Source organism: Clostridioides sp. ES-S-0049-02 (assembly GCF_020658465.1).
Classification (GTDB): domain Bacteria; phylum Bacillota; class Clostridia; order Peptostreptococcales; family Peptostreptococcaceae; genus Clostridioides.
The window spans coordinates 45,707-61,319 of record NZ_JACVWG010000009.1 but is presented as its reverse complement, the minus strand read 5'-3'; the positions used below and the strand labels follow the sequence as shown (position 1 = coordinate 61,319).

The 15,613-nt window shown below is 27.2% G+C and carries 15 protein-coding genes and 1 other annotated feature; of the genes, 7 read left to right on the top strand and 8 right to left on the bottom strand.

Annotated elements, in window-relative coordinates:
* Positions 1-26: 26 nt before the first annotated feature.
* The 5 genes from IC213_RS15905 (at position 27) to thrS (ending at position 5,553) form a co-directional block, all read left to right on the top strand.
* Positions 27-530: a hypothetical protein gene (locus IC213_RS15905; RefSeq protein WP_227863267.1), complete on the top strand. Its 504-nt coding sequence runs from the start codon at positions 27-29 to the stop codon at positions 528-530.
* 161 nt (positions 531-691) lie between these two features.
* Positions 692-1,453, top strand: a complete 762-nt coding sequence (locus tag IC213_RS15900; protein ID WP_227433599.1) for a DUF6873 family GME fold protein — start codon at positions 692-694, stop codon at positions 1,451-1,453.
* Between the two features lie 29 nt (positions 1,454-1,482).
* Positions 1,483-2,274, top strand: coding sequence for a putative sporulation protein YtxC (locus tag IC213_RS15895; protein ID WP_227845491.1), 792 nt, complete (start codon positions 1,483-1,485; stop codon positions 2,272-2,274).
* Between the two features lie 248 nt (positions 2,275-2,522).
* A complete protein-coding gene (locus IC213_RS15890) occupies positions 2,523-3,125 on the top strand; it encodes a DUF445 domain-containing protein (protein WP_227433597.1) in 603 nt (200 codons plus the stop codon).
* 207 nt (positions 3,126-3,332) lie between these two features.
* Positions 3,333-3,570 (top strand) — a binding site (T-box leader).
* A gap of 63 nt (positions 3,571-3,633) precedes the next feature.
* A complete protein-coding gene (thrS, locus tag IC213_RS15885; RefSeq protein ID WP_227433596.1) occupies positions 3,634-5,553 on the top strand; it encodes a threonine--tRNA ligase in 1,920 nt (639 codons plus the stop codon).
* A gap of 248 nt (positions 5,554-5,801) precedes the next feature.
* Here thrS and IC213_RS15880 read toward each other — a convergent pair whose 3' ends face one another.
* From IC213_RS15880 to IC213_RS15870, 3 genes are read right to left on the bottom strand one after another with little or no spacing between them, the layout of a single operon-like run.
* The gene (locus IC213_RS15880; protein WP_227824634.1) at positions 5,802-6,863 is read right to left on the bottom strand and encodes a DUF4097 family beta strand repeat-containing protein; all 1,062 of its coding nucleotides are present in this window, start codon (positions 6,861-6,863) and stop codon (positions 5,802-5,804) included.
* A complete protein-coding gene (locus tag IC213_RS15875) occupies positions 6,856-7,533 on the bottom strand; it encodes a TMEM198/TM7SF3 family protein (RefSeq protein ID WP_227433594.1) in 678 nt (225 codons plus the stop codon). Before IC213_RS15875 ends, IC213_RS15880 begins: the two co-directional genes overlap by 8 nt.
* Before the next feature lie 11 nt (positions 7,534-7,544).
* On the bottom strand, positions 7,545-7,865 hold the full coding sequence (locus IC213_RS15870) for a PadR family transcriptional regulator (protein ID WP_227433593.1): 321 nt from the start codon (positions 7,863-7,865) through the stop codon (positions 7,545-7,547).
* A 370-nt stretch (positions 7,866-8,235) separates the two neighbouring features.
* Here IC213_RS15870 and IC213_RS15865 point away from each other — a divergent pair, with 370 nt between their 5' ends.
* Positions 8,236-9,573, top strand: a complete 1,338-nt coding sequence (locus IC213_RS15865) for a sensor histidine kinase (RefSeq protein WP_227863266.1) — start codon at positions 8,236-8,238, stop codon at positions 9,571-9,573.
* Positions 9,574-10,056: 483 nt separating this feature from the next.
* On the opposite strand, the gene IC213_RS15860 is transcribed toward IC213_RS15865, so the two are convergent.
* The 5 genes from IC213_RS15860 to IC213_RS21390 form a co-directional block, all read right to left on the bottom strand.
* Positions 10,057-10,626: a hydrolase gene (locus IC213_RS15860; protein WP_227433591.1), complete on the bottom strand. Its 570-nt coding sequence runs from the start codon at positions 10,624-10,626 to the stop codon at positions 10,057-10,059.
* Between the two features lie 299 nt (positions 10,627-10,925).
* Positions 10,926-12,188 carry an MFS transporter gene (locus IC213_RS15855; RefSeq protein ID WP_227863265.1) on the bottom strand — a complete coding sequence of 421 codons (1,263 nt, stop codon included), beginning with the start codon at positions 12,186-12,188 and terminating at the stop codon, positions 10,926-10,928.
* 8 nt (positions 12,189-12,196) lie between these two features.
* Complete coding sequence (locus IC213_RS15850; RefSeq protein WP_227483080.1) at positions 12,197-12,430, bottom strand: hypothetical protein; 234 nt, start codon at positions 12,428-12,430, stop codon at positions 12,197-12,199.
* Between the two features lie 181 nt (positions 12,431-12,611).
* On the bottom strand, positions 12,612-13,190 hold the full coding sequence (locus IC213_RS15845; protein WP_227433588.1) for a TetR/AcrR family transcriptional regulator: 579 nt from the start codon (positions 13,188-13,190) through the stop codon (positions 12,612-12,614).
* Between the two features lie 196 nt (positions 13,191-13,386).
* A complete protein-coding gene (locus IC213_RS21390) occupies positions 13,387-13,542 on the bottom strand; it encodes a 4Fe-4S binding protein (protein ID WP_227834794.1) in 156 nt (51 codons plus the stop codon).
* 475 nt (positions 13,543-14,017) lie between these two features.
* On the opposite strand from IC213_RS21390, the gene IC213_RS15835 reads away from it, so the two are divergent.
* The gene (locus IC213_RS15835) at positions 14,018-15,478 is read left to right on the top strand and encodes an NADP-dependent glyceraldehyde-3-phosphate dehydrogenase (protein WP_227433587.1); all 1,461 of its coding nucleotides are present in this window, start codon (positions 14,018-14,020) and stop codon (positions 15,476-15,478) included.
* The last annotated feature ends 135 nt before the right edge of the window (positions 15,479-15,613 follow it).

Genomic DNA, 15,613 nt, shown 5'->3' with positions numbered 1-15,613 from the left:
AATTATCTATAGAGGAGTTGATACATATGGAAGACAAAATTTTGCAATTTCTAGACAAAATGCAAAACAGTATTAACGACAGATTTAATAAATTAGAAAACAGATTAGATAAGGTGGATACAAGACTAGATAAAATGGATGCTAGATTTGATGAGGTAGACATAAGACTAGAGAAGATGGGTGCTACATTTGATGAAGTAGACATAAGACTAGATAAAATGGATGCTAGATTTGATGAGGTAGACATAAGACTAGAGAAGATGGGTACTAGATTTGATGAAGTAGACATAAGACTAGATAAAGTAGATGTTAGATTTAATGGAATAGACTCTAGATTAGATAAGATAGAAAATAATCTAGTAGAAATTAAAAAAGATTTAAAAGACACAAAGGTAGAATTAGAATATACAGAAAAACATGTTGTAGCTGTTAAAGGAGACACACAAGAGATAAAAAGAGACTTAAATAAAATTGAAATAGTAACAGCAAGCAATTGGAACGATATAGCTAAATTAAAATCAATTAGATGATAGAGTAGAGTTTTTATAAAAATTTATCAAAAAATACATTAATTAATTTAGATTAATTACATAAAAGTCCAATAATAAGTGTGTAAGTAGAAAAAATCTACTGCACACTTTATTTATATTCAAATAAAAAATTTATCAAAAAAAATAAAAAGGAGTAAAAAATGGAATTTACAAGAGAGCCATTTATACTAGATGACGATTTGTGTCTAGCTTTGGTGGACAAAAGAATTAGTTATCTAATGGAAAATGAATTAAAATTAAGAAATATAGAAATAATAAAAACAATAGAATGTAAAGAATTATATGAAAGTATAAAATATCACCCAGATATATGTATTTGTAATTTAGGAAAAGGAGATATAATTGTTGCGCCGAATGTATATAATCAATACAAAGAGTTATTAAGTAAACATAAATTTAATATAATTAAGGGAGAAGCTAATTTATCAAATAAATATCCTTATGATATACCTTACAATATTGCTATAGTTGGTGATTATGCCATACACAATTTTAAGTACACTGACAGAGCGATACTAGATTATATTGAAAATAATAAACTTAAAAAGATAAATATAGAGCAGGGCTATTCTAAATGCTCAATCTGTATAGTAGATAGAACATCTATAATAACATCAGATAAAGGTATTTGGAAAAGCATGAAGAATACAGAAATAGAGTGTTTATTAATAGAAAAAGGTCATATAAATTTATTTGAGATGAATTATGGATTTATAGGTGGATGTACAGGGTTAATTTCTAAGGATAAACTAGCTTTTTGTGGAGATGTTAAAAAACATCCTGACTATGAACGTATAAAAAGTTTTATAGAAAGTAAAAACAAGGAGATAGTTACACTTAGTAGTGAAAATTTACTCGATATAGGTTCTATAGTTCCTCTCATGACGAGAAAGGAGCGATAACTTTGGTTGAGAAGGATAATATTTCTTCTATGAAATTTTTGAGGAATAATAATGTAAACGATAGATTAATATATACAAATGACATTGTAGAAGTCGTAATTGATTCTGCAAAGCAAGAAGTATTAAATAAGAAGATACTTAATGGTACTAAAACTGAACAAAGAGCTCTAAATATTGATGAAATATCTACAGAAATAACTAGTATGATAATAAGTATAATGAAAGAGAAACTTTTAAAAGAATACATTCTAAAATGCTATGGGCGTACATATCCTGAAGATAAAAATAATATATACATATATTCACTAAACATATTTGCTAAAAAAGAGATTTTTATGAGAGAAACAGTATTTACAAGGGTTAGGAACTATATAGAGGAAAATGATTTTATAAATGTCGAAGGTTTTATTAGATTTAGAATGAGAGAATTTATGAAATATATTTCTGCTATAGGTGATATTGCAGTTGAAGAGTATTTAATAAAAAGAGACCAAGATGAGTTTATAAGAGTTTTAAAATATTTTATAGATACTCAAGAAGAAAAGATAGATTTACTTAAAGTTCATATAATGGAAGATAATACATTTATTTTATACGATAAAAATGGAAATAAAATAGACAGTATAGATGATGAAGAAATTATAAATATGGTCATAAGAGAAAATTTAAATTATGAGGACTTTTTAATAAGTACCTTATTAACTTTATGCCCTAAGAAGATAGAAATATTAGATTTATTAAATAACAATTGCTCAAAGGAAATCATAGATACAGTAGAAGCAATTTTTGAAAATAAAGTTAGTATAATTATGGAAAATTAGAATTGAAAGATATAATTTAAGATTTGAAAAGATAGTTAAAAATAAAAATATACTCAAATTACAGATGAATCAGAGTTAAAAGATAGTAAAATACAACTAAAATAATAAAAATAAAAATTAGAAATCAAAAAATTCTTTTTAAATCGACACGAAAGACTTATAATTGTATATAAAGCTATAATATAACTAGAGTTATTAAAGATAAAATATAGCTAACAAATATACAATTGATAAGGAGAAGTTTTATAATGGATAATTTAATTAGGATACTAATATTAGCTGTTATTGGTGGATTTATAGGTTATGTCACAAATGTAGTTGCTATAAGACTGATATTTAGACCAATAGTACCTATTAAGATACCTATTTTAAATATAGAGATAGTAGGTCTTATACCAAAGAGAAGAGCAGAAATAGCAGCAAATGTAGGTGAAATAATTCAAAACGAATTTCTTTCAATGGACGAAATACTTGCAAATATCATTACTGACGAAGATAAGGAAGAAGTTGTAAGATACATAAAAGCAAGGGTGAAAATTATCATACATGAGAAAGTTTCATTTATACCAAGCAGTATAAAGAACATGATTCAGGACTATTTAGGAGATATAATTGAATCTGAAGTGAAACAGAGCATAGATGAATTGAGCAAAAATATAATAAATAAAGCAAATGAGCGTATAGATATACAAAAAATGGTCGAAGATAAGATTAATGAACTAGATTTATATGAACTAGAAGAAATAATCATAAGAATAGCTAAAAATGAATTAAAACATATAGAAATCTTAGGTCTTGTATTAGGTTTCTTAATAGGTATAGTTCAAGGATTAGTGACTATATTTATCTAGTTATATCTATCATGCATGTAGATATGCTTTAAAAATTTAAAATTAGTGAAAATATTATAATATTACTATAAATCAAAAGATTAAATTAATATAAAATATAAGAATATTAGTTTAAAATTGATTGAGATGAAAAATAATGGGTAATTAATATATTACATTAATGTTGATTGATGTATGACTATCTGTTATAATGAAAATATATCAAAAATTATAGTGTTGAAGAGGAAGAGTAGAGTGGAAACCATTCACAGAGAATCTGGGTCTATGGCTGAAAACCCATGTAATAGGTCTATTTGAAAACTACCTTGGAGCTGAGCTTATTAGCAATATTTGTTTTACACGATTTGTGAAAGTGCTCGGGTGACTACCTTATAGTCATCAAGAGGGTTGTATATATTTGTATACACCAACTTGGGTGGAACCGCGAATTAATATCGTCCCAAATATATTTGGGGCGATTTTTTATTACAAAAAATTTAAAAATTATCTCAATAAGGAGGAAAAAACAATGATTAAAGTTGCTTTAAAAGATGGTTCAATAAAAGAATTTGAAAATGCTCTTTCTGTTATGGATGTGGCTAAATCCATTAGTGAAGGATTAGCTAGAAATGTGGTAGCAGCATCTGTGAACGGAGAGGTTGTAGGTCTGGACCACATGATAGATAGTGATTGTGATTTAAACTTATTTAAATTTGAAGATAAAGAAGGAAAAGACGTTTTTAGACATACATCAGCACATATGTTAGCTCAAGCTATAAAGAGACTTTACCCAGAAGCAAAACTTGCTATAGGGCCAAGTATAGAGAATGGATTCTATTATGATATAGATTTAGAACATAGATTAGTTCCAGAAGACTTGGAAAAAATAGAAGCTGAAATGAAAAAAATAGCTAAAGAAGATTTAAAAATAGAAAGATTTGAACTTCCTAGAAATGAAGCTTTAGAACTTATGAAAGAACAAGGAGAAGATTATAAGGTAGAGCTTATATCTGATTTACCTGAAAGTGAAATAATATCTTTCTACAAACAAGGTGATTTTACTGATTTATGTAGAGGACCACATTTACCATCTACTAAAAAGGTTAAAGCTGTTAAATTACAAAGTGTAGCAGGTGCATACTGGCGTGGTGACGAAAAAAATAAAATGCTTCAAAGAATCTATGGAACTTCTTTTGAAAAAAATAAAGATTTAGAAGAGTACCTACACTTATTAGAAGAAGCTAAAAAAAGAGACCATAGAAAATTAGGTAAAGAATTAGGTTTATTTATGATACCTGATGAAGGTCCTGGATTCCCTATGTTCTTACCAAAAGGAATGGAACTTAAAAATGAATTATTAAAATTCTGGAGAGAAATACACAGAAAAGCTGGATATATTGAAATAGAATCTCCAATTATATTAAACAGAAAATTATGGGAGACTTCAGGTCACTGGTATCATTACAAAGAGAATATGTATACAGTTAAAATAGATGACGAGGATTATGCTATAAAACCTATGAACTGTCCTGGTGGATTAATTTACTACAATTCTCAATTACACTCATATAGAGATTTCCCAATGAGAGTTGCAGAGCTTGGTAGAGTTCATAGACATGAGTTATCTGGAGCATTACAAGGATTAATGAGAGTTAGAGCATTTACTCAAGATGATTCACATATATTCATGTTACCAGAACAAATCAAAGATGAAATAAAAGGTGTAGCTAATCTAATAGATGGTATTTACAAGACTTTTGGATTTGAATACAATCTAGAATTATCTACAAGACCAGAAAATTCTATGGGAAGCGAAGAAGAGTGGGAAGCAGCTGAAAATGGATTAAGAGAAGCTTTAGAAGAGTTAGGTCTACCATATACTATAAATGAAGGTGATGGGGCATTCTATGGTCCTAAGATAGACTTCCATTTAAGAGACTGTTTAGGAAGAACTTGGCAATGTGGTACTATCCAATTAGATATGCAACTTCCAAGACAATTTGATAATACTTATATTGGACAAGATGGTGAGAAACATAGACCAGTTATGATTCATAGAGTTGCTTTTGGTAGTATAGAGAGATTTATAGGTATATTAATTGAACATTATGCTGGCAAATTCCCAGTTTGGTTATCTCCAACTCAAGTTAAGATACTTCCTATATCTGATAAGTTTATGGATTATGCTAATGAAGTTAAAAAAGTATTATTTGATAAAGGTATAAGAGTTGAATTAGATGATAGAGCTGAAAAAATTGGATTTAAAATAAGAGAAGCTCAACTTGAAAAAGTTCCTTATATGTTAGTAGTAGGTGAAAAAGAAGTAGCTGAAAATAATGTTTCTGTAAGATCAAGAGATAAAGGTGAAATAGGCAGTATTAAATTAGATGAGTTTATAGCTAGTATTTCAAAAGAAATTGAGTCAAGAGAAAGTGTTATTCAAAACTAATATATAAAATAAAGTTAATTGATATATAAAATGTTAACTTGTGTATAGATAGATATTTTCTGTATAGATAAGTATCTTGTGAATAAATAATTATAATTAGAGGCACATTTAGTCATATTTTTTATGATAATGTGCCTCTAATTTTTGCTTATAAGATATAAAGATTTATCTTCGTGTAATTTATATAACTTTTTAATGTATATTATCTTTATGTAGTTTATACAAAGCTTTAATATCGCTATTTTTTGTTAGTTATTTTTTATAATATTTAAATCGGCACTTGTAGTATCCACATACATCTTTGCAGTCCCATTTTTATAAACATATGAATCGCCATCCTGAAGTAATTTAAAACTACTATTTAAATTACCAGAGACCTTACTAAAATCTAAGATAAATCCTGAATTCTCAGGAATATACAAATCAATATCACCAGAAGTAGTATCACATTTGAAAGAAGACAACATTGCACTTGAATTAATTTTTATATCTCCACTAGTTGTCTCAGATTTGATATTGGAAAATTTACCCTCTATATTAACTTTACCAGAAGTTGATTCGCATATAAGATTCTTATTGTCCATATTTTCTAAATCTATATCTCCACTTGTTGTATTTATCTTCAAATCGTCAGTTTTACCAGAAAGTTGAATTTTACCAGATATTGAATTACAGGTAACACTTTTACTATCAAGTTTTTTTATGTTGATATTGCTACTAGTTGTCTCTAAAGTCATTTTGTCAATCTTACCATACATTTCTATATTACCTGAAACTGATTCAATATACGCCATGTTACTTTTAAGATAAGTACTATATATATCTGCTGAAGTAGTAGATACATTTATATTGTTATATAATTTTTCAGGTAAATATAGTTCAAGTACTGTTGATTTTGGAAGTCCAATTCCAATGAAGAATTTTTTTGCAGAATTATCAATGATAGAAAGGGTATTACCATCAACCTTTATTTTTGCAATCTTTTTCCTTGAAAAATTAGAAGGAGCTTTTTGAATTAATTTGATTTTATTAGAATCACTCTTTAAAACTCTAACTTCACCTGAAATCCAGTCAACATCAATATTATTTATTTTATTTGAAAAACTCTCACTTTTAACAGTTATATACTTATCATAATTTTTATTAGAGGATAAAAAACTTTCATTTTTAACTGAACCTTTAATCAAATCTTTGACATCATATTTAGATGAAGTAATAGTATTTGTAAGGAAAATAATAAATATTATAGAAAATACTATAGCCACAATACTCCAAACAATAATTTTTATTTTTAAAAATTTTTTATTCATATTTATCATCCTCCTCCGCGTCTTTTAATTGTAGTACACCTTCGACTATATGAATTCCCGCAGCACCTATTATGAATATTATCCATGAAAAGCTCCAAGCATCAAAACATATATTAACAATTAAAAAAATGCCAACTATTATCATCCAATATGCACTCATAAATGATTTATAAGCAAGATTTGTACTTTTAGTTTTTACTCTCCATTCTTTGAATTCTTCTACAATAGTATCATCAGATGGACTATAGTTTTGCTTTGTCATTCCATTGTAGACTAATAGACCTGTTCCAACTGCTATTAATATAAACATTGGAAGACTAGCCAGAGTTGGTTGGATACCCAAGTTTACAATTAAAACAGCAGTTAAAAATGGACTTATTATAAAAAGAGCAATTGCTATTGATACTCTCAAAGCTCTTTTTTTTCTTTCTTCAATTAATTCAGAAGACATAAAATATGGTTCTTTAACACTTTCAATTAATTCAGATAAATCTCCAATCCCAGATATTACTGAATTATATGATTCTTGCTTTGACTTACCATTTTGTATTTGGTCGCTGTATTTTTCTTTTAGATTTTCGAATAGTTCATCTTTAAGTTCTTTGACCTTTCTTGTTTCTTTAACTTCTGTAAAGCTTTGTTCAATATAATCATGTATTTTATCTAACATATTTTCACCTCCTAAATTAATGTGTCTATTAACAATTTTGTATTATCCCATTCTTCACGGCTTTTTTTATATTTTTCTCTACCTTCGCTTGTTATAGAATAATATTTTCTTCTAGCACCAGTAGCCTCATCACCCCAATAAGATGTTATTGCACCAGATTGTTCAAGTCTACGAAAGGCTGTGTATAAAGTTGCTTCTTTTAACTCATACAAGCCTTGTGTTTTTTCTAATATAGATTTATTAATCTCATAACCATAGCTATCTTTTTCAAGTAAATGCTTTAAGATAATTGTTTCTGTATGACCTCTTATCATATCAGATGCGATTTTCATAAACATCACCTCCGTTTAAGTATATAATACTTTTATATACCTCGCCTGTCAATGTATTTCGTGTGATAAAATTTATTTTATTATAATTCTTACAGTTTTATATCGTTTTAGGAGAGAATTACATACTAAATCATATGAAAAACGTACTTTTATAGTTATTTATAGAGAAATGATGTTGTTATTAAATTGGAAGAAGGAAGAATGCTTAAATATATTAGCATATGTAATGATATTATTAAAAAATAAAATAAAATTCAATTTATTTAGGATAATTCTATCAAGGTATTTACTACAGGTGTAGAGTCGTATATAATTAAGTTATATGGAAAATTTTAAAAATTAAATTATTAATACACTAGGAGAAAATATTATGATAAAGTCAAATTTGTTTTGGAATATTTTCATTGCTATGTCTTTTATCATAGAATGGTTTGTTTGTAAAAAAATACTAGATTACACAAGTATACAAAAAATTTCCAATAAAAGAATAAATCTTTACATGATAGGTATTATTATTTTTGCTAATATATTTTATTTCTTTGACGTAATTCCAAATATAAGAGTAATTATATCTGTGATGATTATGATTGCATTTTACAAAATTTCATATAGAGTAAGGCTTACAAAAGCCATACTAATATCTTTAATGTATTGGATGTTGTTAATGGGTATAGATGCTTTGAGCATGTCTTTAACAATTTGGATTAATTCAATAGATGATATGAGCCAAATGTTAACAGAAAATATATATAGAATTGAGTCAATTGTATCTGGAAAGACAATTTTGCTTTTAATTTTATTTTTATATAAGACATTAAAAATAAAATTGAATATAGAAATAAATAAAAAGACATTAACATATGTAATTATACCTATAATTGCCAATATAGCGTCTTTCTTTGCTATTTTTGAATACATATTTAATCCTAAAACTAGTGGTAGTTTAATACATAATTATCAATTACTTATAATCTCTATCATGTTACTTCTATCAAGTATTATCTTGATTTTAGTTGCTAAAAAATTACAAGAGTATAATGCATTAATAGCAGAAAATAATATGATTAAAAACGTTTTACATAATAAAAATGAATATTATGAGGATATAGAAAAGAAACATTTAAAAACTAGATTATTAAGTCATGATATGAAAAATCATATCTTATGTATAAAAACTATGGTTAAAAAAGGTATTGATGTTACTTCATATTTAGATGACTTACAGATGGAGATTCAAAGTAATGATATTTTATTTAATACTGGTAATTTTATCTTAGATGCTATATTGAGTGAGAAGAAAGAAGTTTGTGATAAAAATAATATAGAACTTAAAATAGGAATAAATTTTGGTCACTGTGAAGCTATTGAATTAATAGATGTATGTCATATATTTTCAAATATCTTAGATAATGCAATTGAAGCATGTAAAAAAATTGAGGAGGGGAGTAAAGTAATTTGTGTTAAAGGTGATGTTTTACAAAATTTTTATCTTATAAGAGTGGAAAACACTAAAGTAAATGAAATTATCACAAAGAACGGACAAATTGTAACAGATAAAAAAGATGCACTTCATGGTCTAGGAATAAAAAGTATAAAAAATTCTGTAAATAAATATGGAGGAAACGTTGTAATTGAATATGATGATAAAAAATTTGTAGTTAAGATTTCTATACCACTTAGGAATGTAAAAAAAGCAATTAATATATAATTTGATGTGTCATGAGTAAATAATATAATTTTATAAAGATAATAGACTTAATTATTACCTATAAGAATCTATTTAAATTAGTGTGTTATATAGTGAATTATACATATAGTGAGCTATGCATATAGTGTGTTGTAAAAATAGTGTGTTGTACATATAGTGAGTTGTACATAGAATGAGTTTTAAAATATAAAGTCTGAGATTTAGAGGTAATGTGGCTGGAAGTAGATAACAGGGGTGGAATCAGTAGACAAAATAACATAAAAAAGAAGTTGCATCGAAAGGAGAAAAACTCTTTAGAGATGTAACTTCTATTGCAACTAAAGTTATGTTATATTGATAAAATCAACAAAACATTTGTATCAACGTAACTGCTTATTAGTGAAACTATTAAATCGATAAATACATAATCAGATACTCTATATAAATAAAGTTGTTCTAGTATTTAATTTGGTTTTATTATACTTACTTTATATGTATGATAGCCTATATTTCCATTTCTGGAATTAGGCTTCTCATAGCCTCTATAGTTGTTTGTATAAGTTTGTCAAGTTCCCAATCAAGCATTTCTGCACCACTTCTTATAACATCTCTAGAACAGCCAGCAGCAAAAGATTTATCTTTAAATTTCTTTTTAACAGACTTTAATTCTAAATCAGATACACTTTTTGAAGGACGCATTATTGCAGCAGCACCAATTAATCCAGTAAGTTCATCTACAGCAAATAAAACTTTTTCCATAAATTGCTCTGGTTTAACGTCTGAGCCAGTCAATCCATATCCATGACTTACAGTAGAATCAATTATTGATTTATCTAAATCAAGTTCAGTCATTAATTCTCTTTGCTTAACACAATGTTCTTCAGGATACATCTCAAAGTCTAAGTCATGTAAAAGTCCAACGATTTCCCAAAATTCTACTCTTTCAGGGTCGTATTCTTTTGCATAATATCTCATAACACCAGATACAATTTGAGCATGTCTTATATGAAATTCTTCCTTATTGTATTTTTTTAAGATTTCCCATGCTTGCTCTAAATTTGGCATGTAACTCATTACTATCACTCCTCTAGCTGAATATTTTGAATTTTTATAAAGCTTATTTTTCATTGATTATATCAATCAATTTCCAATACGTCAACACACTAATGCATAATTTTGCATTTAAATTCAGAAATTAGTGAAAATTAAAATTTTATCAGTATATATGACACATTCATATATTATGCTACAGTCGTATAGTTTTGTATATTTTGTAAAATTAAGACTAAAATCAAACATCATAATGTATCTATGAATATAAATATTCTGCTTATATTATTTGTAAAAAATACAATTAGAATATAATAAAATCTCTATTTGCTGTACTTAGCACTTTTGTCTTTTAATATTATTTTTGAAATAATTGCTATAAAGAATATAACTATACCAACTCCTATGATAATAATGTAAACTCTATCTGATAATAAATCAAAAAGTTTGCCATATATGACCTGACCAAGAGGCATTGCAGCAGCTGTTCCTGCAAAAAGTATCGCCATTACTTTTCCTAACAGTTCATTTGGAGTTTCTAATTGAGTTATTGTTATGGCAAATATTGAAATAATTGTTGTCATGAAAAATATTAACATAGAGGATATTACAAGAATTAAAAATGGTGCTACCAACCCTGTTTGTAGTATAGATGGATATACCGAAAATGCCATTGGAATAAACATTAGTGCACATACACAAAGGTACATATATAAATTACTAATTTTTATATGTTTAGAGAACATGCCAATACTTATAGCAGCTACTAGTGAACTAAATGATATTGCTCCCTGTGCAGTACCATATAAGGTATCATTAGCACCCATTGTTATTTTTATTATATATGGTATACCTACAATTATCATTGAAGTTAAAAAGAGGTTTAATGCCATTGCTATAAACAATATTTTTAATAGAGTAGGATTTTCTTTACATATATGGACAACACCATCTTTTATATCATTAAAGATAGACTTTATGATATTATCAGACTGTTCTTGTTTAACAAAAGGCATATGAATAAACATTTCCATAATAGCTGATAAAAAGAAGCTTATACAACTGATAATTACAATAGCATTAACTCCAAGAATTCCATATAAAACACCACCTAGTACAGGTCCAGCGATATTTGTAAGAGATGCAACTCCAGCTACAACACCATTTGCATTCATTAAATTTTTACTATCAACTAGGATAGGTGTACTCGACTGAACAGTGGGTTGATACATCGTACTTATTATTGAAAGTATAGTCATGATAATTCCTACAATCAGTATTGAACCTTTATTGTTAAATAAAAATAATGCTAAGACTAGAACAGTTAAACTACTTGAAAAATCAAAAATAACCATTAAATTTCTTTTATTAAATTTATCTGCAATAGCTCCACCAATAGGGGAACATATTATAATTGGAATTGAAGATACTGCAAGTATCGTAGCAAATATTCCAGCTTTTCCTGTCATATCAAGTATGTACAAGGATAAAGCGAATTTAAGTATTGAGGCACCAAACAGCGAAATTATTTGACCTAATACCATTAAGTTGAAGTTTTTGTTGAAAGTATTTAGTGATTTTGTCATATATACACCTACCTATCTAAGATTATTAAAACATTTATAATAATTGTTATAACAGCAATTACTACTAGAAGTTTTCTTTTTATTTTAATTCCTAACACTATTAAAAATATAGCAAACATTATAGATAGAGTAGAGTAGAAAGGCATAAGTTCACTACTAGGGTCTACAAGTTTTGTATGTATGTTTAATTTTTCATTTATTTTATATATAATATCGTTTAGTTTTTGTATTAGTTCAATCATATGGACTCTCCCAAAAGAATTTTAAAGGAATTTTAGCAGAAAAACAAAATTTATTATTTTTGCTGTGTAATTCACTTAATTTGTCTATTTAATTTATTTTATAGTTACCTATTCTACTAGTTACATATTCTACATAATCATTTATTTTACTTATATAATCTAGTAAAATTAGCACATCATATTATTCAAATATATCATCTACAAGATTCTCTATCATGAAATCGAATACTTCAAAATAGTTATATCCAATATCTTCTTTTAACAGTAGACTTGATAATAGAGCATTACAAACACCAAAGGCTTTTTCTTTATCTATTTTTAGTTTAAAATCATACTTTTCAATTAAATCATAGAAGCTTTGTATATTGTTATGTTCAAGCTTTGAAACCATGTCTTTAGGTAATTTGTTTAAAAAAGCAATAGAATCATGATCTCTGGGAGCATATAAAAATGGATTTTTATCATATAAGCGATATAACATCTTTAAAGATGCTACAAATCCTTCTTTTGTAGGCATACTATTCAAGATTTCGTATAGTGATGATATAAGTCTATTTTGAATTCCATTTAATACTTCAAAAAATAACTTTTCTTTTGAATCAAAAAATGTGTAGAAAGAGCCTTTTGCAATTCCTGCCTTTGAACAAAGCTCATCAATATTAGTTTTTTTATATCCATATTTAGACCAGTGGTTTTCACATTCTAAAATTAATCTTTCTCTTATATTGTTTTTTTCAACTTCTGTAAAGCTTTTAGCCATATTTATCAATCCTTTCCATAAGTATGTATATGTATGACTTAAAATATTTTTTTAGTTATACATATATAGTATTGTCCATTTATGAATTTGTCAAGCATGATTTTGTTAACAAACAACGGTTTTTTGCTACAATCTGCAAGTAGTATTATAGTAGAGGCAGTTATATGAAAAGAGCCAATAGCCATAAGGAATGACCTTATAGGTTATTGGTTCTATGTATGTGCATTTGATAACTGGCATATTTAATTGTTTTACAGGGACATACTTTAGCACATAATCCGCAAGAAATACAATCATCCCAAACTGTAAAATATTTATCATTGCCTGGACAGTTCTTTATATAACGCTCCATTATTTTATGAAAAAGTGTGTTTACTAAAAAATTGGATTTTGGATAGCTTTTTATTTCTTTTCGTGATGTTTCTTTTTTAAAACAGAATAATGTTCTGTTTAAATTATATCACATAGGTAGATTAGGGTCAATAATTAACAAAATAATGTTCTTTTAATTGTATAATATGTTCTATTATTGCTGACATTATGATATGTGTAATTATATCTTGTAAGAAACTTAAGTATGAAATGATGAGGAATTATTTAAAATAAAAATACATTAAAATAAGTACTTAAACTACAGAGACATATTAAAAAATAGGTATTTAAATTAAAAAGCTACTTCTAATTAAAACAGTATTTAAAATACAAAAAATAAGGATTACAAAATTTTTTTTAAAGGTAAACGTTTATGAGAAAAAGAAATGTTTACATAACAAATAAATGGCTATAATTTAAATACATAATGTTATATCAGAGAGAGGAATAAAAATATGTTTAATGAACTTAAAACCGAAGAAAATGTATATAAAAATTTAATAAATGGGAAATGGGTAGAATCCAATTCAAAAAAACCAATAGAAATTTACTCACCAATAGATAACTCACTTGTTGGAAAAGTACAATCTATGACAAAGCATGAAGTAGATGAAGCTATTAAAAATACAAAAGAAAGTATAAAGGTATGGGCTGATATGCCTGTATACAAGAGGGCTAATATATTTCATAAAGCAGCTGACTTATTGCTAGAAAATATGGATGAAATAGCTAATATATTGGTACTTGAAATAGCTAAAGATATAAAATCTGCAAGAGCAGAAGTTGAAAGAACAGCAGATTTTTTGAGATACACAGCAGATGTAGGAAAGAATATGGAAGGTGAGGCTATTAGTGGTGACAATTTCCCTGGTGGAACACGTAATAAGATGTCTTATGTTTCAAGAGTTCCGTTGGGTACTGTTTTAGCTATATCTCCATTTAATTATCCTGTAAATTTATCAATGTCAAAAATTGCACCAGCACTTATTGGTGGAAATGCAGTTGTCCTAAAACCTGCTACACAAGGAGCTATTAGTGCACTTCATTTAGTAGAAATTATGAGAAAGGCTGGTATACCAGATGGTGTACTCAACACAATTACAGGTAGAGGTAGTGAAATAGGAGATTATGTTGTAACTCATAAGGGAATCAACTTTATAAATTTCACTGGTAGTACTGAAGTTGGTCAACATATATCTAAAATATCTAAAATGGTTCCGTTATTATTGGAACTTGGTGGAAAAGATGCTGCTATTGTATTAGAAGATGCCGACTTGGATTTTGCAGCTAAAAACATAGTAGCTGGAGCTTACTCATATTCAGGTCAAAGATGTACGGCAGTAAAGAGAATTTTGGTTCAAGATAGTGTGGCTGATAAGCTAGTTGAAAAAATAAAACCGTTAGTAGAGAAGTTAACAGTTGGGAATCCAATGGATGAAGTAGTTATTACACCTCTTATAGATAACAAATCAACTGATTTTGTTCAAGGATTAGTGGATGATGCATTGCATAAAGGGGCTAAATTAATAACAGGTAATGTTAGAAAAAATAATTTATTTTATCCAACATTATTGGATAATGTAAGTGTTGATATGAAAATTGCTTGGGAGGAACCTTTTGGACCAGTACTTCCAATTATAAGAATTAAAGATATAAATGAAGCAATTGAAATTGCTAATCAATCAGAGTATGGGCTTCAATCATCAGTATTTACAAGTGATATTGATAAGGCTTTTTATATAGCTGATAAGCTTGAGGTTGGTACTGTTCAAATAAATAATAAGACTGAGAGGGGACCAGACCACTTCCCATTTTTAGGGGTAAAGGCATCTGGAATGGGAACTCAAGGCGTTAAGTATTCAATTGAGGCTATGACTAGACCTAAGGCAGTAGTAGTAAATGTTAAGGGTCTGTAGATTATACTAGTAATATTGGATAGAGTGGAGAAATTAATTTTTTCCACTTTATATTTTGATTTTTAAAGCTTTATATAGCTCTAGAAAATAATGAAGTTTTAATCAGGATATAGATTTTGTATAAATTATATAGAT